General features: G+C 68.0%; 27 protein-coding genes. 15 read left to right on the top strand and 12 right to left on the bottom strand.

The genetic code is table 11. The annotated features are described in order from the left end of the window. Positions 1–162: 162 nt before the first annotated feature. The 3 genes from ABZY89_RS22650 to ABZY89_RS22640 are packed head-to-tail and all read left to right on the top strand — an operon-like array spanning position 163 to position 1891. Positions 163–921 (top strand): GntR family transcriptional regulator, encoded by a 759-nt coding sequence (locus ABZY89_RS22650; RefSeq protein WP_355230833.1) that lies wholly within the window; start codon positions 163–165, stop codon positions 919–921. Then, the gene (locus ABZY89_RS22645; RefSeq protein ID WP_355230831.1) at positions 918–1634 is read left to right on the top strand and encodes a phosphonatase-like hydrolase; all 717 of its coding nucleotides are present in this window, start codon (positions 918–920) and stop codon (positions 1632–1634) included. Before ABZY89_RS22650 ends, ABZY89_RS22645 begins: the two co-directional genes overlap by 4 nt. Positions 1635–1681: 47 nt before the next feature. Next, positions 1682–1891, top strand: coding sequence for a hypothetical protein (locus tag ABZY89_RS22640; RefSeq protein ID WP_355230830.1), 210 nt, complete (start codon positions 1682–1684; stop codon positions 1889–1891). On the opposite strand, the gene ABZY89_RS22635 is transcribed toward ABZY89_RS22640, so the two are convergent. Beyond that, complete coding sequence (locus ABZY89_RS22635; protein ID WP_355230828.1) at positions 1888–3123, bottom strand: helix-turn-helix domain-containing protein; 1236 nt, start codon at positions 3121–3123, stop codon at positions 1888–1890. The two genes, ABZY89_RS22640 and ABZY89_RS22635, sit on opposite strands and share 4 nt — an antisense overlap. A 224-nt stretch (positions 3124–3347) precedes the next feature. Here ABZY89_RS22635 and ABZY89_RS22630 point away from each other — a divergent pair, with 224 nt between their 5' ends. Together ABZY89_RS22630 and ABZY89_RS22625 are read left to right on the top strand one after the other, a co-directional pair. Beyond that, positions 3348–5669: a molybdopterin cofactor-binding domain-containing protein gene (locus tag ABZY89_RS22630; protein ID WP_355230827.1), complete on the top strand. Its 2322-nt coding sequence runs from the start codon at positions 3348–3350 to the stop codon at positions 5667–5669. An 8-nt stretch (positions 5670–5677) separates the two neighbouring features. Then, positions 5678–6169 carry a (2Fe-2S)-binding protein gene (locus ABZY89_RS22625; RefSeq protein ID WP_350720292.1) on the top strand — a complete coding sequence of 164 codons (492 nt, stop codon included), beginning with the start codon at positions 5678–5680 and terminating at the stop codon, positions 6167–6169. A 17-nt stretch (positions 6170–6186) separates the two neighbouring features. On the opposite strand, the gene ABZY89_RS22620 is transcribed toward ABZY89_RS22625, so the two are convergent. Next, positions 6187–6492: a thiamine-binding protein gene (locus ABZY89_RS22620; protein WP_336737691.1), complete on the bottom strand. Its 306-nt coding sequence runs from the start codon at positions 6490–6492 to the stop codon at positions 6187–6189. Between the two features lie 86 nt (positions 6493–6578). Between ABZY89_RS22620 and ABZY89_RS22615 the strand changes: the two genes are divergently transcribed. Together ABZY89_RS22615 and ABZY89_RS22610 are read left to right on the top strand one after the other, a co-directional pair. After that, on the top strand, positions 6579–6806 hold the full coding sequence (locus tag ABZY89_RS22615) for a hypothetical protein (protein ID WP_355230825.1): 228 nt from the start codon (positions 6579–6581) through the stop codon (positions 6804–6806). Next, positions 6803–7489 carry a hypothetical protein gene (locus ABZY89_RS22610; protein ID WP_355230823.1) on the top strand — a complete coding sequence of 229 codons (687 nt, stop codon included), beginning with the start codon at positions 6803–6805 and terminating at the stop codon, positions 7487–7489. The genes ABZY89_RS22615 and ABZY89_RS22610 overlap by 4 nt, the downstream gene beginning before the upstream one ends. Positions 7490–7661: 172 nt before the next feature. On the opposite strand, the gene acnA is transcribed toward ABZY89_RS22610, so the two are convergent. Beyond that, positions 7662–10352, bottom strand: a complete 2691-nt coding sequence (gene acnA, locus ABZY89_RS22605) for an aconitate hydratase AcnA (RefSeq protein WP_355230821.1) — start codon at positions 10350–10352, stop codon at positions 7662–7664. Positions 10353–10636: 284 nt separating this feature from the next. Here acnA and ABZY89_RS22600 point away from each other — a divergent pair, with 284 nt between their 5' ends. Both ABZY89_RS22600 and ABZY89_RS22595 read left to right on the top strand, forming a co-directional pair. Continuing rightward, positions 10637–11008 carry a hypothetical protein gene (locus ABZY89_RS22600; protein ID WP_355230820.1) on the top strand — a complete coding sequence of 124 codons (372 nt, stop codon included), beginning with the start codon at positions 10637–10639 and terminating at the stop codon, positions 11006–11008. Further along, the gene (locus ABZY89_RS22595; RefSeq protein ID WP_355230818.1) at positions 10995–11426 is read left to right on the top strand and encodes a hypothetical protein; all 432 of its coding nucleotides are present in this window, start codon (positions 10995–10997) and stop codon (positions 11424–11426) included. The genes ABZY89_RS22600 and ABZY89_RS22595 overlap by 14 nt, the downstream gene beginning before the upstream one ends. Here ABZY89_RS22595 and ABZY89_RS22590 read toward each other — a convergent pair. Beyond that, entirely contained in the window at positions 11423–12265 is an 843-nt protein-coding gene (locus tag ABZY89_RS22590; RefSeq protein ID WP_355230816.1) for an arylamine N-acetyltransferase, read from the bottom strand. The two genes, ABZY89_RS22595 and ABZY89_RS22590, sit on opposite strands and share 4 nt — an antisense overlap. A 41-nt stretch (positions 12266–12306) precedes the next feature. After that, on the bottom strand, positions 12307–13200 hold the full coding sequence (locus tag ABZY89_RS22585; RefSeq protein WP_355230814.1) for an AraC family transcriptional regulator: 894 nt from the start codon (positions 13198–13200) through the stop codon (positions 12307–12309). 144 nt (positions 13201–13344) lie between these two features. Between ABZY89_RS22585 and ABZY89_RS22580 the strand changes: the two genes are divergently transcribed. After that, complete coding sequence (locus ABZY89_RS22580) at positions 13345–14127, top strand: SDR family oxidoreductase (RefSeq protein ID WP_355230812.1); 783 nt, start codon at positions 13345–13347, stop codon at positions 14125–14127. 17 nt (positions 14128–14144) lie between these two features. On the opposite strand, the gene ABZY89_RS22575 is transcribed toward ABZY89_RS22580, so the two are convergent. Next, positions 14145–14792 carry a response regulator transcription factor gene (locus tag ABZY89_RS22575; protein WP_355230810.1) on the bottom strand — a complete coding sequence of 216 codons (648 nt, stop codon included), beginning with the start codon at positions 14790–14792 and terminating at the stop codon, positions 14145–14147. Positions 14793–14794: 2 nt separating this feature from the next. Next, positions 14795–16012, bottom strand: coding sequence for a histidine kinase (locus ABZY89_RS22570; protein WP_355230808.1), 1218 nt, complete (start codon positions 16010–16012; stop codon positions 14795–14797). Between the two features lie 179 nt (positions 16013–16191). On the opposite strand from ABZY89_RS22570, the gene ABZY89_RS22565 reads away from it, so the two are divergent. Beyond that, entirely contained in the window at positions 16192–17109 is a 918-nt protein-coding gene (locus ABZY89_RS22565) for an ABC transporter ATP-binding protein (RefSeq protein WP_355230806.1), read from the top strand. Beyond that, on the top strand, positions 17106–17891 hold the full coding sequence (locus ABZY89_RS22560; RefSeq protein WP_355230805.1) for a hypothetical protein: 786 nt from the start codon (positions 17106–17108) through the stop codon (positions 17889–17891). Before ABZY89_RS22565 ends, ABZY89_RS22560 begins: the two co-directional genes overlap by 4 nt. A gap of 119 nt (positions 17892–18010) precedes the next feature. Here the strand turns inward: ABZY89_RS22560 and ABZY89_RS22555 are convergent, their stop codons facing one another. The 5 genes from ABZY89_RS22555 to ABZY89_RS22535 form a co-directional block, all read right to left on the bottom strand. Further along, positions 18011–19672, bottom strand: a complete 1662-nt coding sequence (locus tag ABZY89_RS22555) for an MFS transporter (protein ID WP_355230803.1) — start codon at positions 19670–19672, stop codon at positions 18011–18013. Positions 19673–20554: 882 nt separating this feature from the next. Further along, positions 20555–21427: an alpha/beta hydrolase gene (locus tag ABZY89_RS22550; protein WP_355230801.1), complete on the bottom strand. Its 873-nt coding sequence runs from the start codon at positions 21425–21427 to the stop codon at positions 20555–20557. Between the two features lie 57 nt (positions 21428–21484). Beyond that, the gene (locus ABZY89_RS22545; RefSeq protein WP_355230800.1) at positions 21485–22471 is read right to left on the bottom strand and encodes an MDR family oxidoreductase; all 987 of its coding nucleotides are present in this window, start codon (positions 22469–22471) and stop codon (positions 21485–21487) included. Positions 22472–22538: 67 nt separating this feature from the next. Beyond that, positions 22539–23372: a mycofactocin-coupled SDR family oxidoreductase gene (locus ABZY89_RS22540; protein WP_355230799.1), complete on the bottom strand. Its 834-nt coding sequence runs from the start codon at positions 23370–23372 to the stop codon at positions 22539–22541. Between the two features lie 34 nt (positions 23373–23406). Beyond that, on the bottom strand, positions 23407–24117 hold the full coding sequence (locus ABZY89_RS22535; protein WP_355230855.1) for a mycofactocin-coupled SDR family oxidoreductase: 711 nt from the start codon (positions 24115–24117) through the stop codon (positions 23407–23409). A gap of 39 nt (positions 24118–24156) precedes the next feature. On the opposite strand from ABZY89_RS22535, the gene ABZY89_RS22530 reads away from it, so the two are divergent. The 3 genes from ABZY89_RS22530 (at position 24157) to ABZY89_RS22520 (ending at position 26211) form a co-directional block, all read left to right on the top strand. Continuing rightward, positions 24157–24285 carry a hypothetical protein gene (locus ABZY89_RS22530; RefSeq protein WP_355230797.1) on the top strand — a complete coding sequence of 43 codons (129 nt, stop codon included), beginning with the start codon at positions 24157–24159 and terminating at the stop codon, positions 24283–24285. A 226-nt stretch (positions 24286–24511) separates the two neighbouring features. Next, positions 24512–25369, top strand: a complete 858-nt coding sequence (locus ABZY89_RS22525) for an alpha/beta hydrolase (RefSeq protein WP_355230796.1) — start codon at positions 24512–24514, stop codon at positions 25367–25369. 41 nt (positions 25370–25410) lie between these two features. Then, positions 25411–26211 carry a hypothetical protein gene (locus ABZY89_RS22520; RefSeq protein WP_355230794.1) on the top strand — a complete coding sequence of 267 codons (801 nt, stop codon included), beginning with the start codon at positions 25411–25413 and terminating at the stop codon, positions 26209–26211. Positions 26212–26217: the final 6 nt, after the last annotated feature.

The raw sequence follows: 26217 nt of genomic DNA, 5'->3' as shown, positions 1-26217 counted from the left end.
AACACTTCTGCCCCACAGCAGCCGTGGTCAACAGTCCCGACGAACATGTACATACAAGTTAACCGGTCGTTTTCCTGCGCACCGATTGGTCCGCTGAGCGTTATCCGGGCGTTCACGAAGCGCTTCATCACACTTGTCTGATCAAGTTGTAATCTGCTGTCCATGAGTAGCCCGCTGCATGTCCAGGTCGCCGAGGCCATCCGTGCCCGGATCATCGCCGGCGAGCTGCCGACCGGCGCTCCGATCCCCTCGGAGGCGCAGCTGTGCGAGCAGTTCGGCGCCTCCCGCGGCACGATCCGTACGGCGCTGGCGAGCCTGCGCCGCGAGGGCCTGCTCAGCGGCGGCCAAGGACGTCCTCCGACCGTGCGCGACACCGCCCTCGGGCAGCCCTTCGAGCAGCTGATCTCGTTCAGCGCCTGGGTGCAGCAGATCGGCCACACCGCCGGGCAGCGCACCATCGAGGTCGCCCGGCGCGGCGCCACCGCCGCCGCCGCCGAGGCGCTCGACATCAGTGAGGGCGACCCGGTGGTCGACGTGCTCCGGCTCCGCCTTCTCGACGGTCATCCGGCGATGCTCGAGCGCAGCACCTTCGTCGAGCGCGTCGGGCGGCTGCTCTTCGACTTCGACCCCGACACCGGCTCGCTCTACGGATATCTGACGGCCGCGGGCGTCGACCTGCACGCCGCACGCCACACCATGGACGCGGTCGCGGCCGACGAGACCGACGCCGACCTGCTCGACATCGCGGTGGGCAGCCCGCTCCTGCGCGAGCGCCGCCGGGCGACCGCCGCCGACGGCACTCCGCTGGAGTACGCCGACGACCGCTACCGGCCCGACCGGGTCACGTTCACCATCGACAACACCCGCCCGTCCGCGGCGGGGATCCGCACCGACGTACGCATCCTCAAGGAGATCTCGTGACCGCCTACGACCGTGCCAACCGTCTCGGGCTCCGCTTCGACCTAGCCGCCCTCGACATGGCCGGCACCACCGTCGACGAGGGCGGGCTGGTCTACGACGTGCTCGAGTCGACCGTCGCCGACGCCGCCGGCGAGGCGGTCCCCCACGACCTGCTGCTGCAGTGGAAGGGCACCTCGAAGTGGGAGGCGATCCAGGGGCTGCTGCGCGGGCTCGGCCAGGACCCGACCACCGCCCAGGTCGACAAGATCTTCGACGGCTTCGGCGAGCGTCTCGTCACCGCTTACCGGGAGACCCCGCCTCAGCCGTTCCCGGGCGTACCCGAGATGTTCGCGACGCTGCGCTCGCGAGGGGTCAAGGTCGCGCTGCAGACCGGCTACTCCACAGAGATCGCCGCCGCCATCCTCGACGGCCTCGGCTGGACCGTCGGCCCCGACGCTGACTCGACCGTCGACGCCCTCGTCACCTCCGACCTCGTCGCCGCCAGCCGCCCCGCCCCCTATCTGGTCTTCCATTGCATGGAGGCCACGGGCGTCCAGGACGTACGCCGCGTCCTGGTCGCCGGCGACACCCCCAACGACCTAGGCGCCGGCACGAACGCCGGAGCCGGCTTCGTCGTCGGCGTCGCCACCGGCTCCTTCACCCACGCCCGGCTCGCCACCGAGCCCCACACCCACCTGCTCCCCTCCACCGCCGACCTGCCGACACTCCTGTGAAACGTACGTTCCTTGACTGGACACAAGCCAAGGCAAAGACTGGCTCCATGGCACTGACCAAGAAGCAGAAGACGATCCTGACCACCGGCGCGCTCGTGGCCCAGGCGGCAGTCGCTCCGGTGATCCTTCGCGACCTGCAGACGCGCTCCGACGACGAGATCCGCGGGCCGCGGACCCTGTGGCGGCTGTGGGGCAGCACCAACCTGCTCGGCGCGGCGGTCTACTGGTTCTACGGCCGCAAGCCGGCCGCCGCCTAGGCCCTCGCCACGCCGCGAGGCTCGGTGAGGAGCCGGATCGCGAAGATCAGCTCTTCGACGTCGGCGAACCGGCGCAGGTCGCAGCCGGTGCGCTCGGCGATCCGCTCGAGACGGTGGTAGGCGGTGTTCACGTGGACATGCAGACGCTCGGCGGCCAGCTTGGCGTTGAGGTCGCAGGCGACGTACGCCAGCATGGTCTGGATCATCACGCTGTCACGCGCGAGGTCCTCCTCGACGAACTGGCGCAGCGCCGGGCGCACCAGGCGGCGCGCGGTCGGATCCTCGCGCAGCACCAGGTAGTCGATCGTCGAGATCATCGGCAGGGCCACCACACCGGGATCCGCACCGAGGACGTCGCGAGCGATCGCGGCCTCCGAGTACGCAGCAGGTGCCGCACCCAGGCCGGTGTGCACGGTGCTGGCACCCACGGCCAGCTCGAACCCCTCCCGGGCGAGCTGGCGGTAGATGCGCCTCAGGTCGGGCACGATCGTCCTGACGTCATCGGTCGCGACGGGCAGGATCCCGACGAGCTGCTCCTGGCGGATCACCGTGACCCCCTCCCGCGCCGAGCCCAGCACGGTGCGGACGTGCCGCAGCGCCTCCCGCAGGCTCCGTCCCGGGCGTAGCGGTCGCACCGGCACTGCAACGAGGACGACGATCCGGTCGTCGGGTTCGAGCCCGCACCGGCGGGCCACCTCGAGCATCGGGCCAGGCCGGGCCCCGCGCCCGGCGAGCAGGTCCTCGACCAGGTCTCGGCGGATCCGGTCACCCTCGGCGAGCTCGACCTGGTGGGCGGCGAGGTAGGCCTCGGCCGCGACCGTGCTGCCGACCTCGATCACCTGCATCACGTGCGAGGCCACCGGGAGCGCCGCGCGGCTGGTCTCCGGGTCGGCGGCAGCGATCTCGACGATGCGCTCCCACAGCGCCACCTGGCCGATACGGAAGGCCTGCAGGAAGTCGGCGAGCGCGACCCCCTGGCGAACCCGGCGGGTCGCCTGGTCCACGGTGAACTGGAAGTCCTCGCGTACGGCCGCCCGTCCCTCCTCCAGCGTGGTGAGCACCGCCAGGAAGACCGCCTCGGCATGGTCGCCGACCTCCTTGCGCAGCTCGGGATCGGGGCTGACGGCGTAGGCCGGCACCTGGTCCCAGTTGTGCTTGAGGAACATCTCCACGGTGTGCGGGAGGTCCTCCCTGATGCCCGCGACGATGCGTTTGATCGGCTCCATGCTCATCGCGCTCCCTCGGTGTTTCGCTGGCGGTTGCGGCGTCAACCAGATCAACGCGCGAGTGTGGCGACAGTCACGCTCCAACCGGTTTGTGATCTGTCTCCATCCGCGTTGTCGCGCCCTCACACATTTCCCGACGCGCCCTTCCCAACCGAGATCTGGCTGGTGAATGGTGCTATGTGTCGGGGGTCACAAAACTCGGACCCTGCCCACGCCAGGAGTGATTACACATGGGGACGCACAACCCGGAAGGCCCTGCTCGGGTCTCCAGACGATCGTTCGTCGGATACGTCATCGGCGGCACCACGCTGATCGCAGCCGCAGACCTGGGCCTGGCTCCATCGGCCGCCCATGCCGCACCGATCCCGTCGGTGCCACAGGTCCCCGAGGTCTATGACCTCAACGACTTCCTCACCCACTGCGCGATGCCGACCTCGAACCTGATCGCGATCGAGGTCGACGAGAAGGGGCACGCCCACTTCGCACTCCCGCGGATGGAGGTCGGCCAGGGCATCACCACGGCCGTGGCCATGCTGATCGCCGAGGAGCTCGAGCTTCCGGTCGACCACGTGCACGTCACCCTGGCGCCGGCCCGTCCTGAGCTGCTCTTCAACCAGCTGACCGGCGGCTCCAACACCATCATCTCGATGTACACCCCGGTCCGCGTGGCCGCCGCCATCGCCCGCAAGGCGCTGCTCGAGGCGGCCGCGATCCTGCTCGGGGGCGCGGTGACTCAGCTGATCTCCAAGGACGGCGTGATCAGCCTCCCGGACGGGTCCTCGGTGACGTACGGCCAGGCGGCCGCCAAGGCGGCGCAGCCGACGACCGAGAAGGTCGAGGTCGAGCTGAAGGAGACCTCGGATCACCAGATCGTCGGCAAGCCCCATCGCCGCGTCGACGCGCGCGCCGCTGTCACGGGCAAGAAGAAGTTCGCGATGGACCTCGACGTCCCCAACGCGCTGCCCACGATGGTCTGTCGCGCCCCCGAGCTCAACGGCACGCCGGACTCGATCAACAACAAGGGCGACGTCGAGACGATGCCCGGCGTCACCCACGTCGCGATCATCCCCACCGGTGTCGCGGTCCGAGCCAAGACCTTCGGTCAGTGCATCGACGCCGTACGCGCGCTGGACGTGACCTGGAACTCCGGCACCGTGACCACGAAGTCGGCCAAGCACATCAAGGCAGAGCTCAAGGCCGGGCAGATCCCGCTGGCGGTTCCGAAGATCGGGGCGACCTCGGTCGACGGCGAGTTCACCTTCCACTTCCGCAGCGGCTCGGCCCTCGAGCCCAACTGCGCCGTCGCCGACGTACGCGAAGGCAAGGCCACCGTCTGGGGAGGCCTGAAGTCGCCGATCGACGCCCAGGGCAGGATCGCCAAGGCGCTCGGGCTCCCGCAGAACAGCGTGACGGTCAACGTGGTCCAGGGCGGCGGCTCCTTCGGGCGCAAGCTGTTCAGCGACGCCGCCGTCGAGGCCGCCCACGCGTCCAAGGCGTTCGGCGCGCCGGTCAAGCTGATGTGGCACCGCGCCGACGAGCCGCGTCAGGGCCGGGTGCACCCGATGGCGGTCTCGCAGATCCGGGCGACCGTGCTGGCCGGAAGCATCCTCACCTTCGAGCAGCGCCACGCCAGCGTCGCTTGTGACTTCACCCATGGGCTCGGGGAGCGGCTGACCGCCGAGGCGGCCGCGCTGCCGACCGGTCTGTCGAACCTGACCTTCTCGGAGTCGATCTTCCTGCTCGCCACCGAGCTGCCCTACAACTTCGGTGTCGTCACCCAGCTGCTCAACGAGCCGAAGCCCGCGGTCGACCGGTTCAACACCAGCTCGGTACGCAACATCTACTCCCCCGACGTCGCCACGGCCAGCGAGCTGATGGTCGACCAGCTCGCCAAGAAGCTGAAGCAGGACCCGGTCGCCTTCCGGCGCAGGTACCTCAAGAGCGACACCGTCAAGCGGGTGCTCGACCGTGCCGCCGAGATCGGCGACTGGGGCCGCTCGATGCCCGCCGGCACGGCGCAGGGCATCGCCATCCACAAGGAGTACAAGGGCGCCACCGCCGTCCTCGTCGAGATCGACTGCCGCCCCGAGACGGTCAACCGCGAGGTACGCGACGCCGTCACCGGACCGCGGATCACCAAGGCCGTCGTGGTCGCCGACGTCGGCCTGGTGATCAACCCGGCAGGGGTCAAGGCCCAGATGATGGGTGGCTTCTCCGACGGAATGTGCCAGGCGCTGACCTACAGCAACCACCTGGTCGACGGTCACTTCCTCGAGGCCAGCTGGGACAACTCGGCCTACACCCGTCAGTGGAACGTGCCGTTCGAGTTCGAGTGCGAGGTCATCGAGTCGCACGGCAGCCAGCCGGGCGGTGTCGGCGAGGCCGGTGTGGCCGCCTCGATGGCCGCGGTCGCCTGTGCCTACACCCGGGCCACCGGCACGATGCCGACCGAGTTCCCGATCAACTTCCACGAGCCGCTCCACTTCGAGCCCAAGTCCTTCATCCCGTCCGTTCCCGAGTCGCCGACCGACGGCCTCGCCTACACGTTCTGAGGTCTTCGATGCCTTCTCACACCTTCCAGCTCAACGGCGAGACCGTCACCGTCGACGTCGAGGACGACGTACGCATCCTGTGGGTGCTGCGCGATGTCCTCGGCGTCACCGGCCCGAAGTACGGCTGCGGCATCAACGTCTGCAAGGCCTGTACGTCGCACATCAACGGCAAGGCGTTCAACCCGTGCTCGGTGCGCGTCGCTGACATCGGCGCCGACGACGAGATCACCACCATCGAGGGGCTTGCCGACACCGCGCCGGGCGACGGCCTGCACCCGATGCAGGAGGCCTGGCTCGAGCACGACGTCGCCCAGTGCGGCTACTGCCAGCCCGGCCAGATCATGACCGCGGTCGCCCTCGTCAACAAGGTCCGCAAGGAGGGCCGCGCCATCACCGAGGCCGACCTCGACACGATCCGCAACGTCTGCCGCTGCGGGACGTACTCCCGGATCCGGGAGGCCATCAAGACCGGACAGGACGCGATGGCCCGGGGGCTCTAGCCACGATCGCTCTCCTGTCAGTCTCCGGAGAGCTCCTGCTCGATCCGCTCGACCTTCGCGGTGAGCTGGCCGGTGTAGCCGGGCCGGATGTCGGCCTTGAGCACCAGCCCGACCCGCGGGGAGACGGCGGCGACCGCGTCGACGCACTGCTTGATGACACCCATGACCTCGTCCCACTCACCTTCCAGGTTGGTGAACATGGCGTTGGTCTCGTTGGGCAGTCCGGACTCGCGGACGATGCGGATCGCCTCCGCGACGGACGCGGCCACCGAGCCGTCGGGGTCGTCGGTGGTCGTGGGGGCGATCGAGAAGGCGACGAGCATGTCGAAACACTATCCAAACGTTTCGGCGGCCCGCATATAGTGGCGCCGCCGGGGGCCGAAGGTGCACCGCCGGCGGGAAGGAACCGATGAGTGAGGGACTCGACCGGCTCGCTGCCACGCTGGGCGTGCCGGCCACGCGGCTCGCGCCGCTGGAGGCGTACGACGACCAGCAGCTGGGCCGGTTCGACGATCTGGTCCAGAGCGCGATGACCGCGGAGGACAAGGCGTTCGACGCCTCCCTCGATGAGGCGCTGAAGCTGGTGCCGAAGATGCTGCGCGGAGTCGTCCAGAAGATGCTCGGAGGTAGCAGATGACTGCCCTGACCAGCGCACTGGAGATCACCAAGCTCGCCCACGAGATGCACGTGGACGAGGCCGAACTCGCGTTCCTCGCCACCACCTCCCCCGATGACCTCCGCGATCTGCGCGGGATCGTCTCGCACGCGATGTTCAGCCGTCACGAGTCCCGGGTGAAGGGGCTGGCCGCGGTCAGCAAGAAGCTCCCCGCGGCCGTCACCGCCAAGATCACCGAGATCGCGATGGGCCCCATGCTCAGCGCCCGGGTCGCGGCTGTGATGGACCCGGCCGACGCGGCGAAGCTGGCCGGCCACCTGAAGCCCGAGTTCCTCGCCGAGCTCTCCGTACACCTCGACCCGAGCCGGGTCGGGGCGATCATCGCGAAGCTCGACCGGGCCCTCGTCGTCGACGTCGGCCGCCGCCTCCTCGCCGACGGTCACGTCCTGACCCTGGCCAGGTTCACCGGCGTCGTCGGCGCCGAGACCTCGCTGCAGGTCATGGACGGCGCCACCGGCCCCGAGATCCTCCAGGTGGCGCTCTTCCTCGACGACACCTCCGTGCTCGACCCGATCCTCGCCGGCCTCTCCGACGAGACCCTGGCCGAGGTGGTCGCCGCCACCGGCGACCATGGCGAGGCGGCCGACGCGCTCCTGGCCACCCTCAGCGAGGACAGCCGCGCCAGGATCGCCTCGCTGACCTGAGGCCGAAGCGTCACCCCGGTCGACCGAGACGTCACTCGCGTCGGCCGAGACGGCACACCGCTGCCACCTCGGCCGACGTACGTGACGCTTCGGCCGACCTGACTGACGCCTCGGCAGGGTGCGGAACGGCCCGCCACCCACTTGGGGTGACGGGCCGTTCGTCAGGTCAGGCTCAGGCGTTGACCAGGCTGCGCAGGACGTACTGCAGGATGCCGCCGTTGCGGTAGTAGTTGGCCTCACCGGGGGTGTCGATGCGGACGACCGCGTCGAACTCGACGCCCGTGTCGGTGGTGACCTTGACCGTCTTCGGGGTGACACCCTCGTTGAGCGCGGTGATGCCGGAGATCGAGAAGGTCTCCTCGCCGGTCAGGCCGAGGCTCTCGGCGTTCTCGCCCTTGGGGAACTGCAGCGGGATGACGCCCATGCCGATGAGGTTGGAGCGGTGGATGCGCTCGAACGACTCGGTGATGACCGCCTTGACGCCCAGCAGCGAGGTGCCCTTGGCGGCCCAGTCGCGCGAGGAGCCGGAACCGTACTCCTTGCCGCCGAGGACGACCAGCGGGGTGCCGGCCGCAGCGTAGTTCTGCGCCGCGTCGTAGATGAAGCTGACCGGAGCGTCGGGCTGGGTGAAGTCGCGGGTGTAGCCACCCTCGGTGCCCGGGGCGACCTGGTTCTTGATCCGGATGTTGGCAAAGGTGCCGCGGATCATGATCTCGTGGTTGCCTCGGCGCGAGCCGTAGGAGTTGAAGTCCCGCTGCTCGACGCCGTGCTCGATGAGGTACTTGCCGGCGGGCGAGTCCTTCTTGATGTTGCCCGCGGGGCTGATGTGGTCGGTGGTGACCGAGTCGCCCAGCTTCAGCAGCACCCGAGCACCCTCGATGTCGGTGACCGGGGCCGGGGCCTTGGCCATGCCATCGAAGTAGGGCGCCTTGCGGACGTAGGTCGAGTCCTCGTCCCAGGTGAAGGTGTCACCGGTCGGGGTCGGCAGGTTCTGCCAGCGCTCGTCGCCCGCGAAGACGTCGGCGTAGTCCTTGGTGAACATGTCGGAGGAGATCGCGGTGGCGATGGTCTCCTCGACCTCGGCCGGGGTGGGCCAGATGTCCTTGAGGAAGACATCGTTCCCGTCCTGGTCCTGGCCGAGGGGGTCCTCGAACAGGTTGACGTTCATGTTGCCGGCCAGGGCGTAGGCGATGACCAGCGGCGGCGACGCGAGGTAGTTCATCTTCACGTCGGGGTTGATGCGACCCTCGAAGTTGCGGTTGCCGGAGAGGACCGAGACGACGGCGAGGTCGTGCTCGTTCACCGCGGCCGAGACCTCGGGGATGATCGGGCCCGAGTTGCCGATGCAGGTCACGCAGCCGTAGCCGACCAGGTTGAAGCCGACCTTCTCCAGGTAGGGCGTGAGGCCCGACTTGTCGTAGTAGTCGGTGACGACCTTCGAGCCCGGCGCGAGGGTGGTCTTGACCCACGGCTTGCGGGTCAGGCCCTTCTCGACGGCCTTCTTGGCCAGCAGCGCCGCGCCGATCATGACCGACGGGTTGGACGTGTTGGTGCAGGAGGTGATCGAGGCGATCGTGACCGCGCCGTTCTCCAGGTCGAACTGCTGACCGTCGGCCAGGGTGACCGGGATCTTCGCGTCGGTCGCCTTGGAGGTGTACGTCGGCAGGTGACCCTCGAAGGAGGTCTTGGCGTCGGTGAGCGAGACGCGGTCCTGCGGGCGCTTCGGGCCGGCGATCGAGGGCACGACCGTGGAGAGGTCGAGCTCGAGCTTCTCCGAGAAGCGCGGCTCGGCGGCCGGGTCGTGCCAGAGGCCCTGCTCCTTGGCGTACTTCTCCACCAGCGCCAGCTGCTCCTCGGAGCGGCCGGTGAGCTTGAGGTAGTTGATGGTCTCCTCGTCGACCGGGAAGATCGCGATGGTGGAGCCGAACTCGGGGCTCATGTTGCCGATGGTGGCGCGGTTGGCCAGCGGCAGCGCCGTGACGCCGTCGCCGTAGAACTCGACGAACTTGCCGACAACACCGTGCTTGCGCAGCATCTCGGTGATGGTGAGCACCAGGTCGGTGGCGGTCGAGCCCTCGGGCAGGTCGCCGTTGAGCTTGAAGCCGACCACGCGCGGGATCAGCATGGAGACCGGCTGGCCGAGCAGCGCGGCCTCGGCCTCGATGCCGCCGACGCCGAAGCCGAGGACGCCCAGGCCGTTGACCATGGTGGTGTGGGAATCGGTGCCGACGCAGGTGTCGGGGTAGGCCTGCAGCTCGCCGTCGACCTCACGGGTGAAGACGGTGCGGGCCAGGTGCTCGATGTTGACCTGGTGGACGATGCCGGTGCCCGGCGGGACGACCTTGAAGTCCTCGAACGCGGTCTGGCCCCAGCGCAGGAACTGGTAGCGCTCGCGGTTGCGCTCGTACTCGATCTCGACGTTGCGCTCGAAGGCCTCGGGGGTGCCGAAGACCTCGGCGATCACGGAGTGGTCGATGACCATCTCGGCGGGCGAGAGCGGGTTGATCTTGGTCGGGTCGCCACCGAGCTCGGCCGCAGCCTCGCGCAGGGTGGCCAGGTCGACGATGCAGGGCACGCCGGTGAAGTCCTGCATGATCACGCGCGCCGGCGTGTACTGGATCTCCTTGTCGGGCTCGGCGGTCTCGTCCCAGCCCGCCAGCGCCTTGATGTCGTCGGCGGTGATGTTCGCGCCGTCCTCGGTGCGCAGGAGGTTCTCCAGCAGCACCTTCAACGAGAAGGGCAGCGACGCGACGTCGAGGCCCTCACCCTTGACCGCATCCAGGCGGAAGATCTCGTAGGACTTACCGTCCACGTCCAGGGTGCTCTTGGCACCGAAGCTGTCCTTGCTGGCCAACGCGTTCATCTCCTTGCTCGCGTCCACAGTGACGTACGAATTCAAGTCTTTGAGGCCCATCCTGCCCCGGCTACCTACGCCGGGAAAACAAAGGCTCACCTAACCTTTTACGACGGCCGTGCCGTCGATCTCTTGATATCAAGATACATGATGTCGAACGACATTTCGAATCACCCCCGGCGCGCCGTGTTGTGACCACCGCCGCTGACAGCGATCCTCGGATGCTCCATGATTGGTCCGACCGGATCTCGGCGGGCCGCTACTCGTCGGGCACTAGTGATGCGAGGAGAGCCTTGAGCACCCTGATCGCCGTCGTGGCGCTGGTGATCGCCGTGGCCGCCGCCGCTGTCGCCTGGCGCCTGCGTCGCGCCAACAAGGCGCTGCGTGCCGAGACCATCGGTCTGCTGTGGCGGCTGGAGCAGGCCGATATCTCGGCCCCCCGCACCGCCTACGCCGAGCTCCCGCCCGAGGACCGGCTGCTGAGCATTCGCATCCTCAACCCGCTCGAGCTGGCCTCGGCCCAGACCAAGGCGGCCACGATGCTGCACAGGGTACGTCCGGCGCTGCTCTCCAAGATGGTCTACGACCAGGCCGCGGAGTCGCTGCGTGAGCGGCTCGCCGACGAGGGCGTGGTGGCGGAGGTCAGGGTCCATGCTGGTCGCTAGCCTCGCGCTGCTCGGTGTGCTCGGCGCCGGCGTCGCGGTCGCTCTCGCCTTCCTGGAGCAGCGTCGCCTGGAGCAGGCCCTGGAGGACGTACGCCTCGCAGACCTGAAGGCGCGCACCTCCCTCGCCGAGGCCGAACGTGCCGCCAACTGGCTCAGTCCCATCACCGACCAGATCACCGCACCGTTCGCGGAGGCGACCCGGTCGGTGGCCGGCGCACTGGCTCGGGTGGTGCCCTACTCCGGGCGCCGTACGCCGCGCGTGCTCAACGCTATGCCGGCCACCACGACCGGTGAGCTGCTCGGCACGCTCGGCCCGCACCTGGACGAGGCCGTCCTGGACCGCCGGCAGCTGATCACCGACCTCTCCGAGGACCCGACGATGGCGATGCAGATCATCACCGACGACGCCAGTCGCTAGTCCAGCGTCTTCAGCCGCTCACCGAGGCGGGTCCGCTCGTCGTCGGTGAGCGGCACCTCGAGCTCTTCGACGTAAGCCATCACGTCGTCGAGACCGATCTCGCGGTGTTCGGTCTCCTCGCCCTCACGACGGATGGTGACGGTGTTGTGGGTGAGGCTGATGTGTCGGTCGTCGAGCAGCTTGGTCACGATCATCCGGTGACGGAAGTGCACCGTCGGGTGGGTGCTGGTGTAGTGGTGGCCGAGGGCGACGTCGCTGGGCACGACCAGCGCCTCGTCGTGGGTGTGCATGAGGTCCCAGCCGTCGTCCTTGGCCCGCTCCAGCGCCCAGCCGTGCTCGCTCCACCGCACCCGGTGGGTGATGCCCCGGACGTCGTCGACCGCGCCGTCGACCAGCGGAATCGGGCGCCAGACGCTCAGCCCGAACCCGGGATCTGCCAGCAGCCGCTCCCCGTCGAGCCGGTGTCCTGAGCTTGTCGAAGGGTCGACGACGACCACCAGATGCGTACGTCCTGCCGCGGTCGGCTCGGGGCCCACCCGCGCCAGCCGCCGCTCGACGGCGAAGCCCAGCCGCTCCAGCACCGCCGCGAACAGGGTGCCGTGCTCGAAGCAGTAGCCACCTCTCCCCCGCCCCACGAACTTTCCCTGCACGTCGGGCAGATCGACGCCGGGATGCTGGTCGAGCAGCACGTCGATGTTGTCGAAGGTGAAGGTGCGCAGGTGGGCGTCGTAGATCTCCTCCAGCGCCTCCCGCGACGGGCCGGGTGGCTCTGTGACCCCGATCCGCTCCAAGTACGCCGTCAGGTCGATCCGGTCGGTCCCCCACAGGTCATCGCTCACAGGATGAATCTGTACCGGCAACTCGCCATACCCGCAACGGACTATGTGTCGGCGCGCACCGAACCCGCGTCACCGACATGCGCGCTCGGCGGCACCCCGTACTGGCGCTTGTACTCCCGGCTGAACTGCGAGGCGCTCTGATACCCGACCGCGTGTGCGACTCCGGTGACGTCGCCGGCCCGCCCCGCGAGGATCACCCGCGCCTCGTGCAGGCGCAGCTGCTTCTGGAACCGGATGGGGCTCATGCCCGTCACCGTGCGGAAGGTGCGATGGAAAGCCGACTCGCTCATCCCCGCCATCCGCGCGAGCTCCGCGACCGAGACCGGGTCGGCGGGGTTGTCCCGGATCCAGCGAACCGCCCTGCCGACGTCGTGGAGGCGGCTGTCTGCCAGACCGAGCTGCCGCACAGTGGCGCCCTGCTCGCCCGTCATCAGCCGCCACAGGATCTCCCGCTCGACCAGCGGGGCCAGCACCTGGATGTCCCGGGGGCGGTCCAACAGCCGCAGCATGCGGACCGCGGCGTCGATCAGATCCTCGTCGGCCGAGCTCACAGCGAGCGCGGGCGCGGCCTCGCCGGAGCGGCGCCAGATCGGCTCGGCCGCAGAATCGAGCAACAGCTCTGCGATCACCGATGACCGCAACCGCAGGCCGAAGCCGAGCGCGGGGTGCTGCACGCTCGCCTCCGTGTAATGACCTCTCACCGGGAGGTCCAAGGAGGTCACCAGGAACTCACCGGGGCCGTACTCATGGACGCGGTCGCCGACAGAGAGAGTCTTGCGACCCTGAGCGATCAGGGCGAAAACCGTGCCGGAGAGAGACACCGCCGCCGGATCACCGGGACCGGTCACCATCGACAGCAGAACGCCCTCCGCGGCGGTGCTCGTCCCCCGCCGGGCGTGCCGGGCGATCAGGCTCCGCAACTGCTCCATCGACATGTGGACAGTGAACCAGGTGACATGCTGGTTCGTGCCAAACCAAGCAGGATCAGGCAAGAGAGGAGGAGGATCCGTCTACCTCTGAAGCGCTCCGGACGGTTGGCTGGATGACAACTCATCCAACCGACCAGAGAGACCGACCACATGTCTGCATCATCAACGCCCACCGTCCCCGTCGCCGTGGTCACCGGAGCCAGCTCCGGGATCGGACGTGGCGCCGCCGTCCAGCTCGCCCGTCGTGGCACCGGAGTCGTCATCACGTACAACCGCAATCCCGACGGAGCACGCCAGGTCGTCGACGAGATCACCGAGCTCGGCGGTGTCGCCGTCGCACTCCCGCTGGACATCGTCCGGCCCGAGTCCTTCCCCGCGTTCCGTGACCAGGTCAGCGAGGCGCTGTCCGAGCGCTGGCACACCGATCGCCTCACCGCGCTCGTCAACAACGCCGGCGTCGGCGGGGTTCCGTTGATGTTCTCCGACACCACCGAGAAGCAGTTCGACGCCTTCATGCAGGTCAACCTTCGTGGTCCCTACTTCCTCACCCAGTCGCTTCTGCCGCTGCTCGCGGACGGCGGGGCAGTCGTCAACGTCACCAGCAACGCCACCGGGGCCGGGCTCACACCGGGCTACTCGGCGTACGCGATCTCGAAGGGTGGCATGGCGACGCTGACCCGCTATCTCGCCAAGGAGCTCAGCCCGCGCGGGATCCGGGTCAACGCCGTCTCCCCCGGCGTCACCCGCACCCGGCTCGGCGATGACGCGTTCGCCAAGCATCCCGAGATGATCCCCGCGATCGCCGAACAGACGGCGCTCGGCCGGATCGGCGAGCCCGAGGACGTCGGGCTGATGATCGCAGCGCTGGCCTCCGAGGAGGGACGGTGGGTGACCGCCCAGGAGATCGAGGTCTCCGGCGGCTACAACTTCTGACCGGCCCGCCCGCGATCCTAGGCCTGGCCCGCGTCGTGCACGACGATCGCGACCTGCACCCGGTTGACGACGTCGAGCTTGGCGAAGAGGCGAGACACGTGCGCCTTCACGGTCGCCTCGCTCATGAACAACGACGCTGCAACCTCCGCGTTGGACGCGCCAGAGCCGACCGCGAGCGCCACCTCACGCTCGCGATCGGACAGCGCGGCCAGTCGGTCCGCGGCAGACCTGCGCCGGTCCGAGGCCTGGGCGTCACCGACGTGCGACAGCAGTGTGCGGGTGACTGACGGCGAGAGCATCGCCTCGCCCGAGGCGACCAGCCGTATCGCCGCCACGATCTCGGCCGGTGGGGTGTCCTTGAGCAGGAACCCGCCTGCGCCTGCGCGCAGTGCGCTCATCACCTGCTCGTCCGCCTGGAAGGTGGTCAGCACGATCACCTGAGGCGGTGGGTGCAGCTGGCGCAACGCAGCGGTGGCGGTGATGCCGTCCATCTCCGGCATCCGGATGTCCATCAGTACGACGTCGGGCCGGTGCTGGCGGACCGCAGCAACCGCGCGGACGCCGTCTGACGCCTCGCCGACCACCTCCAGGTCCGCGGCCGAGGACAGGATCGTTCGTAGCCCGGCTCGTACCAAGGCGTCGTCGTCGACCAGCAGAACTCGCATCCTCACCACCGCAGCTCGGCGTCGACCACGAAGTCGCCTGACCCGTCCGGCCCGTGCACGAGCGTGCCGCCGGCGAGGGTCACCCGCTCCTGGAGCCCGAGGAGCCCGGCACCGGAACCCGGAAGCGCCGGCCGGGCATGCGCATGAACGGGCAGCGGGTTGCTGACGCTGACGTGCAGCCCGCTGCCTGCCGCACCACGGACACGCACCCGCGCCGCGGTGCCGCGGGCGTGCTTTCCGATGTTGGTCAGGGCTTCCTGGACGATGCGATAGGCATCTCGACCCAGCGCGCTGGGCGCGGTGTCGACTCGGTCGACCCGCATCTCGAAGTCGATCTTCGCACCGGTCTGCCGAGTCTCCTCGACCAGGCGAGGGATGTCCGTCAGGGTGGGCTGCGGTGCGGCTGCGGCGACCTCGTGCCCGGGCTCCGCGCGCAGCACCCCGACGACGCCGCGTAGCTCCTCCAGAGCCTGGCGGGCCGTCGAGCGCAGCAGCACGGCAGTCTCCCGCACCTTCTCCGTCGGCAGATCGGGCCGGACTTCCAGGCCGCCTGCGTGCAAGGCGATCAGCGAGATCCGGTGCGCGAGCACGTCGTGCATCTCGCGGGCGATCCGGGTTCGTTCGGCCATACGTGCGTTCTCGCTACGCACGAACTGGTCGGCCTCCGCACGCAGCGCGCGCTCGCGCAATGTGTGCAGGAGCTGACGGCGGGCACGGACGAACATCCCCCAAGCGGTGGCCGCGAGCACCATCGCGAGGGCCAGGAGCAACACCGTCGGTGCGTCGGTCCGTCCGCTGTAGATCGCATAGCCGATGGCCTGCGGGATCCACAAGACCGCGACCAGGAGCACCTGCCGGACGCTGCGGTGCACCGCCAGGGAGGAGAGCGCGAGGAGGCCGGCGATGGTCGCGGCCGCCGAGAACACACCCAGCACGACACAGAGGAGCGCGACACCGAGAGGCCAGCGGCGTCGCCACCACAACGCGAGGCAGCAGATGGTCCCGCACACGGCGTCGATGATCAGCTGGGAGCCGGTCAGCGGATGGACGGTGTCTTGCACCCCTTGGATCAGGATGAGTACGCCGAACGTGACCGCGACGAGGAACCCGACGGTGTCGACGACCCAGTCGCGCACCGTGCGGGGGCCAACCCTGTCCAGCAGCGCTGGATCGAACTGTGCCACCGGTGACGGCGGCATCAGCTGCTTGGCCCAGATCATTCGTGGCCTGACATGACCTCAGCATACGCGGCCCGTTCGCGCCCGTGACACCAACGAAGGTCGACGTGACCCCGCGACGAAAGACGCCGTTCGCTCGGCTTCGCGAGGTCATTTCGGAGGGGCGGTTCTAGTCCGTCGCCCGATGTGCGAAGACCCGTCCAGAGGCCACGCTTGCCGACATGATCACAACAACCGCTCTCACGAAGAGCTACCGAAATGCCCCGGTCGTACGTGATGTCTCTCTTCACTGCGAACCCGGCACCATCACCGGCTTCCTAGGCCCCAACGGCGCGGGAAAGTCCACCACCATGAGGATGCTCGTCGGTCTGGCTCGACCCGACCACGGGACGTCCTTGATCGCCGGTCGCCCCTTCGTCGAGCTGCCCAACCCCACGCGAGTGGTCGGGACGTTGCTCGACCCTTCGGCGATGCACGCGGGCCGCACCGGTCGGGCGACGCTGACCATCGCCGCGCGAATGGCTGGTGTGTCGACCGATCGGGTCGACGAGCTGCTGGACCGCGTCGGACTGACAGATGCCGCCGACCGACGAGTGGGCGGCTACTCCCTCGGCATGCGGCAGCGCCTGGGGATCGCCCAGACGCTCGTCGGCGACCCGCAGGTGCTGATCCTGGACGAGCCGGCGAACGGGCTCGACCCCGAAGGCATCGCCTGGATGCGTCGGCTGCTGCGCGACTTCGCCGACCGTGGTGGCACCGTCCTGCTTTCCAGTCACCTGCTGCACGAGGTGCAGGCGACCGCCGACCATCTCGTCGTCATCTCCCAGGGCGCGGTGGTCGCGTCCGGCCCGATGGACGAGCTGCTGGCCAGCTCGAGCCTGTTGGCACGCACGCCCGACCCGGACGCACTCGCCGCCGCCCTCCGCGCCGCCGGTGTGGACTACGTCGCCGGCCCGGACCAGACGTTCGTCGTCGACATGGTCGGCGGTGCCGTGACCACAGAGAAGGTGGCTCGCATCGCGTTCGAGAAGCAGGTGCTTCTCACCGAGCTGCGCCACTCCGACGCGGGCGGTCTCGAACAGCTCTTCTTCTCACTCACCGCCGCGGACGCGGCACCAACCCAGGAGGCAGCAGCATGACCACCACGATGACTCGCCCAGTCGGCACCGCCGACTCCACGTCCCCGGACGTGATGTTCCCCGCCATCCCGTTCAGCCGTCTGCTCCGCGTCGAATGGGGCAAGGCGACCGACACCCGAGCCTCGCGGTGGTTGCTCACCGCGGTCGCGTTGTCGACAGTCGGCCTCATGCTGGTGCCGCTCGTGTCCCCGTCGAGCATCGAGCAGTCCTACACGAGCTACCTCGGATTCGCCGCGGTCGCCCTGAGCATCCTGCTGCCTGTGGTGGCGATCCTGACCCTGACGAGCGAGTGGAGCCAGCGCACCAACCTCACGACGTTCACCCAGGAGCCGCGGCGCATGCGGGTCGTCATCGCCAAGATCGTGGTCTCCCTGATGCTGGGTGTCGGTGCGGCGGTGTTCGGCGCGCTGGTCACCGCTGTGGGTCTCGGTGTTGCCGCAGCGTCAGGTCGGACGCTGGAGGCCGACCTCAGCATCGGCCTCGTGGTGGCCTTCCTGGCGTACGTGCTGCTCAACATCATGACGGGCGTGGCGCTCGGCGCGCTGGTGCACAACTCGGCGGCCGCGATCGTCGCCTCCTTCGTGCTGCCCATCGGGTTCGCGCTTCTGGGCACGGCATCGCAGATTGTGGCCAACTGGCTTGACTACTCGACCGCCTTCACCTGGCTGCTCAACGGCCATTGGTCCGGTCACACCGCGCAGATCCTCGTCGCCGTGGCCCTGTGGGTGGCGGCGCCGCTGGCTGTCGGCCTCGTCCGCACGGTGCGTCGCGAGATCAACTGACGCACGAGCTCCCGCCCCAAGCTGCACGCAGCCGTCAGGTCACCACCACCAGCGGCTGCGTGGCTGTGCGGACAGCCCGATCGTGTGCACACACCCATGCCCGACCGCCCACGTAGGCGTTAGACGTTTCCCGCCGCGGTCTCGTCTGGGGCCGGTTTCTGCTTCTGCACCTCATGCGGCAGATCTCTGGTGAAGGCCAGTGAGAGCAGGGCAAGGAATGCCGCGGCGAGCAGCCCGGTCTTGAGCGCTTGCAGCTGTGCGGACTCGTAGCCCTCGACGAGCGCCTCGGTGGTCGGCTCGTCCAGCCCAGCCTCCTGGGCAGCTGCTCCGATCTGGTCGGCGGACACGAAGTCGATTCCGGACCCGACAGCCACACCGACCTGCTCGGAGACCGCGCTGCTGATCCGCTCATCGGAAGAGATGTTCGATACGAAAGCGGTGGTGAGCCCCGACAGCACGATCGCCCCCAGCAGGGCCACGCCCAGTGACGAGCCGAGCTGCTGGCCGGTGAACTGCAGCCCGCCGGCCTCTCCCCGACCCGACGCGTCGACCGAGGACTGCACGACGTTGCCGAGCTGCGATGCGATCAGACCCATCCCCACGCCGAGCACCGCCATCGACAAGGCGAAGCTCGAGTTGTCCAGCTCCGGCTCGATGGTGGCCAAGAGCAGCACGGCAGCGACCATGCTGGTCGCCAGACCGGCCCGCACGATCGACCGGATGGGGAAGCGGCGCGACAGCCGTGACCCGGCTGCCGAGGCGAGGAACATCGTGATGGAGACGGGCAGCATCCTGAGGCCCGTATCCAGGGCATCGAGCCCGATCACCAGCTGCAGATACAACGGGATCGTGAAGAAGACGCCCATCAGGATCAGGTTCTGGCTGAACAGGCCGACCAGGCCGGAGCGGAGCGGGGCGATCTTCAGCAGCGCGAGGTGCACCAGCGGGTCGCGTCCACCACTCTCTCGGCGAGCCTGCCACGCCTTGAAGCCCCACAACAGGACCGCGCCGAAGCCGATCACGAAAACCGTCAGCGAGAAGCCGAACGGCGTCACCGGGGAGTCGTCTGTCGGCTTGACCCACCCCCAGGTGCTCGACTGCAGCACCCCGAGCACGACCAGACCGAGGCCTGTGGCAGACAGCACGGTGCCGACGATGTCGAGTCTCGGTGCCGGTCCGGTCCTCACCGCGTCGGCGACCTTCGGGGTCATCACCAGGATGAGGGCCACCAACAGCACCTCACCGGCGAAGATGATCCGCCACGAGTACTCGGTGGTCGCCCAACCGCCCAGGATCGGCCCCACGGCGATCCCGGCACCGGCGACCCCGCCGATCACGGCGTAGGCCGCCTTCCGCGAGGCGCCCTCGAAGTTGCCTGCAATCAGCGCCACCATCGCCGGAAGCACCAGGGCCGCACCGAGCCCTTCCAGCACCGACCAACCCAGCGTCAGGATGGCCACCGACGGCGCCAACGCCGTCATCGCCGAGCCACACGCGTAGATGACCAGACCGATGACGAACGTCTTGCGCCGACCGATGATGTCGCCGATCTTGCCGCCGGTCAGCATGAACATGGCCATCACCAGGCAGTAGAGCGTGATCACCGCCTGGATCGTGGTCACCGTCGTGTCGAAGTCCGCCACCAGCGCACTGATCGAGACGTTCATCGCCGACTGGTCCAGCACCATGACGAACTGGGCGATCGCCAACGCCACCAGCGGCAACCAGTTCGTCTTCGGCGTCGAGTCCGTAGGTGGCTCCTGGGATTCACCCGGGCTCACGGTTGCTCGCCTCCTCGATGCGTTCGGCCAGCTCGATCCTCGGCGGGTGCGAGGTGACCTGGCCGACGAGATGGACCGCGAACGTCAGACTGGTCATGGGGCACCACCTAGCTGAGGAAACTGTCTCTCTGTACCGTCGCAGGCCCAGCTCGCCGTCGCTTCACCCGCTGCGGGCGAGGCGCAGGGCTACGGGCAGGCACCAGAGTTGGCTTCAAACGCCAGGGCAGGCACGGTCTCGTCGTCGACCGCCCTTCGCCGCTGGAGTTGCTCCGCGGAGATCCACGCCTTCATCGCGAATTGCGGCGCCGCTGTTCGGAGTCAGTCTTCTCGAGAAGAGCGACGCATTCGACGTGATGCGTCATCGGGAAGGCCTTGATGCTGGCGAGCGCGAACGCGATCCTTTGCGATTGCCTGCTTTCTTGAGCCAGACTATCCGCTGACCTGCGGTGATCTCGTCTTACGCCTCCGCTGGCGGCAGCACACGATTGCGACCCTTTGCGAACCAAAGCGAGCCCAATCCGAGCCCCGTCGGCTTCTTCATGACCCCAGAGAGACATGGGCTTCGGCGTCTCCGACGCTGCCTGCAACCGAGTCCCCGGCGAGATCAGTGTGCCGTACGAGGCATACACCTCAACCCCGATCGGCCCCGATCTCACCGCTTTGAACCACGCACGCCAGGTCATCCCAAGCGCAGCCCTGATGTCGACCGACTGCGAGGGGGCCGGCAACTCGGAGTCCATTGGGGCCTATGAGAGCACCAGCGTCCACGACCCCTCTCAAGTTGTCATCGGGTGCAGAGTACGCGAAGCCAAGACTCGCGGCGAGACCGTACGTCGAGGCGAGGTCGCCCTGGCTTCCGACAGCCGTTGGCTGCGGGGCTGGTCAGACGGAGGCCAGGAACCTACTGAGGATCCGAGTCGTTTCTGCGGGGAACTGGTCGACGAAGAAGTGTCCACTGGGCAAGGTCGCCGTGCGCATCTGTGACAGCCGGGCTGACCACACTTCTTCCATGTCGATGAGTCGGGCGATTCCCCGCTCACCCCAGAGCACCAGAGCCGGACAGTCGACCTTGCGGTGGAGATCGGCCTCGTCCAGACGTACATCGACCTCGCCGGCGGCACGGTAGTCGGCGCCGCTGGCGAAGATGAAGTCACGATCGCGCCAGGATCGGCGGTAGGACGCCAACTGTTCGGGGCCGAAGTCGCTCAGCTCCATCGCGCCCCAGCCGGTCAGGCAGCCCTCGAAGAAGTGGTCGGGGTCGGCGGCGATGATCTCCTCCGGGTACGGGGCCGGCTGCTGCAGGAAGTACCAGTGCCAGTACGCCTTTGCCGTGGCCGCGTCGACGCGCTCGAACATGTCGTAGGTAGGTGCGATGTCCAACAGAGCGAGCGAACGCACCGCCTTGGGATGGTCGAGGGCCATGCGATGCGCGGTCCGGGCACCGCGGTCGTGACCGACCACATGGAACCGCTCGAAGCCCAGGGTCCGCATGACATCAACCTGATCCTGCGCCATCTGGCGGAAGCTGTAGTTGGCCAGGTCCTCGTCCTGGACAGGCTTGTTCGAGTCACCGTAGCCACGCAGATCGGCGCAGACCACGGTGTGGTCGGCAGCAAGGGCTGGGGCTACCTGTGCCCACATCGAGAGGTTCTGCGGATAGCCGTGCAGGAGCAGCACAGGACTGCCACTGCCCCCGACGACCGTGTTGATGGTGATCGCGGTGCGGACCGCCTCCCGGCGGAAGTCGTCGAACATGACTCACACTCTCCCGTAGTTCCGCACCGCGCGCCGCCCTGAGCCACCAAAGGATCGCTAGGCGTTGACGTCGACGACCGTCCGCCCGCGTACCGTTCCCGCGAGCACCTGCTCAGCCACCTTGGCTGCCTGACCGAGAGGCACCGTAGTGGTCATCTGATCGAGCAGGTCTGCGTCGAGCTTCGCTGCCAGCAGATCCCAGGCGTCGTTCCGTTTGGTCTCCGGAGCGTTGACCGAGTCGATCCCGGCCAGGGTGACGCTCCGCAGGATGAACGGAGCCACCGATCCCAGAAAGTCCAGTCCCTGGGCGAGCCCGCAGTTCGCAACGACTCCCCCATACCGGATCTGGCCGAGCACGTTCACCAACGTATGGCTGCCGACGCTGTCGACGCCGCCTGCCCATCGCTCGCTCTGGAGTGGTGCCGCAGCCGGCCCCGAAAGCTCCCCGCGCGAGACGATGGTGGAGGCACCGAGCCGACGCAGGTACGCCTCTTCGGCCGGTCGTCCGGTCGAGGCGTGCACCTCGTAGCCGAGCGCGGCGAGCAGTGCGATCGCCACCGACCCGACGCCGCCAGCCGCACCCGTGACGATGACCGGTCCGTCCTGGGGCCTCAACCCGTGCTGCTGCAGAGCCACGACGCTGAGCCCGGCGGTATAGCCGGCGGTGCCGATCGCCATCGCCTCCCAGGTGGTGAACCGCCGAGGTATCTGGGTGATCCACGCTGCGGGCACGCGTGCCTTGGTGGCGAAGCCACCATTGTGGTTCACAGCCAGCCCCCACCCGTTGACGGCGACCGCATCGCCAGGCAAGAGCCCGGACTCGGCCGAAGCCTCGACCACGCGGCCGGCAAGGTCGATGCCGGCGACCACAGGGAAGCGCTCGACCACCGGTACGGCACCGGTGACGCCCAGCCCGTCCTTGAAGTTGACCGCCGAGTACTCGACCGCGATCGTGACGTCGCCGTCTCCGATGTCGTCGTCGGGGATCTCGGTGAGCTCGGCGCGCTGGCCGGCGTCGTCCTTCAGGATCTGTACTGCTCTCATCTGGTCTCCTTGGCAGGTGCTTGGTCGGCCCCGGGCTGTCCGAGGTCCGCGGGAGGAAGGGCGATGATCACGCCAGGCAGAAGCCGGCGTCGATCTTGAACTCGAGGCCGGTGACGAAACGGGCCTCGTCCGAGACGAGGAACAGCACCGCATCGCTGACGTCCTGGGCGTCGACCCATGGGGTCGGCATCGGGTTCAGCGTCGCGAAGACCTCGGCCGCCTGCTCACGTGTCGGATTGTCGATGTGGGGCACGAACAGCTTGTGCACAGCCTCGTTCTGCACCATGGGTGTGTCTGCGATGCTGGGGTTGACGGTGTTGACCCGGATCTTCTCAGCGGCCAGTTCGAGGGCCATGACCCTCATCAGGCCGATGACACCGGACTTCGCGGCGACGTAGTGCGCCATGTTCGGCATCGCCCGGATGCCGAGCGCGGAGCTGGTCAACACGATAGACCCGCCCTCGCCACCGGCTCGGATGTGTGGGATCGCCGCCTTGGCGGCGTGGTAGACGCCGGTGAGGTTGACGTCGATCATGTCTCGCCAGCTCTGCTCCGGCAGGGCTTCGGTCGGGCCCGCCGAGAGGATCCCGGCGTTCGCCACGGCGATGTCGAGCCGTCCGAGTTCCGCCACCCCGTCCGCCACAGCAGCCTCGAGTGCCGAGAAGTCCCTCACGTCGGCGTGGCTCGCCACGATCTTGCGGCCGAGGCCCTGGACGAGGTTCACCGTCTCCTTCAGGTCGGCCTCGGTCGCCAGGGGGTACGGCACGGAGTCGATCGGTGCGCAGATGTCGACCGCGATGATGTCGGCTCCCTCTGAGGCCAGCCGGACGGCATGTGCCCTGCCCTGTCCCCGGGCTGCCCCGGTGATGAAGGCGACCTTGCCTTCGACGCGTCCAGTCATGTTGTGCTCCTTGGTTGTGTGGATGAGTCCTGGATCAGTTCTTGTTGGCGAAGCCGCCGTCGACCGTCAGAGTCGTCCCGGTGACGTAGCGGCCGTCGTCGGACACGAGGTAGAGGACCGCGTTGGTGACGTCCTCGACCGATACGAGGCCGACCGGCATCGCGTTGGTGACGTGCGAGACGAGCTCGGGGTTCGCCTCGAGGAAGGCGTCGATCGACGGGGTGACGATCATGGGCGTCTCCACCCCGGTCGGGTGCACGGTGTTCACCCGGATGGAGTGGGCTGCCAGATTGTTGGCATAGGACCGCATCAGCCCGACCAGGCCGTGCTTCGAGGCGACGTACGCGAGTGACCCCCGGGACGGCCCCAGGATTCCGCGCAGACCTGCCGTCGAGCTGGTCAGCACGATGGCCCCGCCGGCGCCGCGCTCGATCATCGACGGCACGACTGTCTCCAGGGTGTTGAAGACGCCGGTGAGGTTGATGTCGATCGTGTCCTTCCACGCCTCGTGCGGCTGGTCCACCGCGAACAGGGCGACCCCCGCGTTGGCGATGACGATGTCCACGGGGCCGATCTCAGCGACTCCCTCCCGGAACGCCTCCTCGAGCTGCTGCTCGTCACGTACGTCCACCTCGATGGCGATCGCCCGACGACCCAGTGCCTCGACTGCCTTGCGGGTCTCGACCAGGTCCTCGGACGTGGCCAGGTCGTAGCGCGCGGACGGCAGCTGCTTGCACATGTCCAGCGCGATGATGTCGGCGCCCTCCGCTGCCAGTCGCAGCGCATGGCCACGCCCCTGGTCCGCTGGGCCAAGGAACAGATGGCCGCGTACAAGTACCCGCGGATCATCGAAGTCGCCAGCTCCCTACCCATGACCGCCACAGGGAAGATCCTCAAGCGCGAGCTGCGTTGACGGGACCGGGAGCAGGGATGCGGACGGCGATCTCCCCCGCGAGGGGCCTCCTTGACACCTCTACTGAGCGCGCTCATGATTGAGTGGGCTCGGGCGGCGCGAGGTCCTCGACCCGGGACTTGGGTTCAGGGCTTCCCATTCCTGCGCCGCTGAGCACGCGACTGGATACGTCGCGACACCAATGACAACGCAGCCGGCAATACCGGCCCCCGAAGGGGACAACATCATGAGCACCACCGGCGAACCCGCCATCACCTCGTACGCGAAAGCCCCTGCCAAGACCGTCACCGCAGGAGACGTCACGTTCGCCTACCGCGAGCTCGGACCGATGGGCGGCGTCCCCGTCGTGTTCTTCGTGCACCTCGCCGCAACCCTGGACAACTGGGACCCGCGGATCGTCGACGCCATCGCGAAGACCCGACACGTCATCACCTTCGACCAGCGAGGTGTCGGCGCGTCCTCCGGAACCGTCCCCGACACGCTGGAGAAGGCCGCCGACGACGCCTACGCGTTCATCACCGCGCTCGGCTTCGACAAGGTAGACGTCTTCTCCTTCTCCATGGGCGGGATGATCGCCCAAGATCTCATCGTCAAGCACCCCGACCTGGTCCGCAAGCTCGTGCTGACCGGCACGGGGCCGCGCGGCGGCGAGAACATCGACAAGGTCGTGGGCGTCACCTACTGGGACATCTTCCGGTCAGTGATCACACGGTCCGACCCGAAGGAGTTCCTCTTCTTCAACCGCGACAAGGTGGGCAAGCAGGCAGGAAAGGCGTTCGTGGAACGCCTCGAGGAGCGCACCGCCGACCGCGACAAGAAGATCAGCAACAAGGCTTTCAGCACACAGCTCAAGGCCATCCAGCGCTATGGTCGCTCCCGCCCAGCGGACCTGGCCGTGATCACCCAGCCGACACTGATCGCCAACGGCGACAACGACCGCATGGTGCCCTCCGTGCTCTCCGAGGACTTGCACAAGAGGATCGCGGGCAGCGAGCTGATCATCTACCCGAACTCGGGCCACGGCGGCATCTTCCAGTACTGGCAGGAGTTCGCCCCAGTCGCCGCCAAGTTCCTCGCGCCGTGAACGACGTCTCCGACAGCACACGAGGAATGGAAGGCATCACCATGAGCAAGACCACCACGAAGACACCGGACGTCTCGAAGCACTTCAGCTCCTCGATCCTGTTGTGGATGCGCACCGATCAGCCCCGCCAGACCGGCATGGACTACTGGAAAGGCCCCCACTCCGGCATCATCGCCAACACTCCGGGTCAGCTCGAGTACCGGCAGATCCACCTCGCCGAGGCCAACCCTGGCCGCTGGCTCGCCACGCCAGGAGTCGAGACGGCGGTGCCGGTCGACCGGAAGATCGACGGCATCGCCGAAGTCACCTTCGAGAGCCCACTGTCCCCACTGGCCGGGCGCAAGCAGACCGCACTCGCCTACGAGGACGAGATCAACGTGTTCCGCCGCACCCTTCTCTACGCCGGCCCGCCCAACTCTTCCCGCTGGTACGACGTCGCTCCCGGAGAAGGAGTTGGATCACGCGCAGTCGTCTACCTACGTCGCCGCTCGGACGTCGGAACGATCGACTTCCACCGCTTCGTCAAGAAGAGCCTCGTGCCCGCTCTCGTCGCGACGGGAATTCTGAAAGAGCTGCGCACGCAGGTCTTCCTGCCGTGGAGCGAGAAGCTCTGGGATACCCCGAACGTCGCCCACGACAACCCCGGCGACCAACACCTGCACGCTTCCGTCATCCTCGGCTTCGCCGACGACGTCGCCCGCGACGCGTTCTTCACCGGCACCCAAGTCGGCGACCTCACCGATCTGATGGTTCCGTACATCTCGGCGATCCACGCCTACGACGTAGCCGCCACACTGACCTACGTGAAGAACGGCGAGGTCCTGCCCCACTACGAGAGCTGACGTGTC

This window comes from Nocardioides sp. NPDC006303, from assembly GCF_040613175.1.
Classification (GTDB): Bacteria; Actinomycetota; Actinomycetes; order Propionibacteriales; family Nocardioidaceae; genus Nocardioides.
This window is presented reverse-complemented; position numbering and strand designations above follow the sequence as displayed.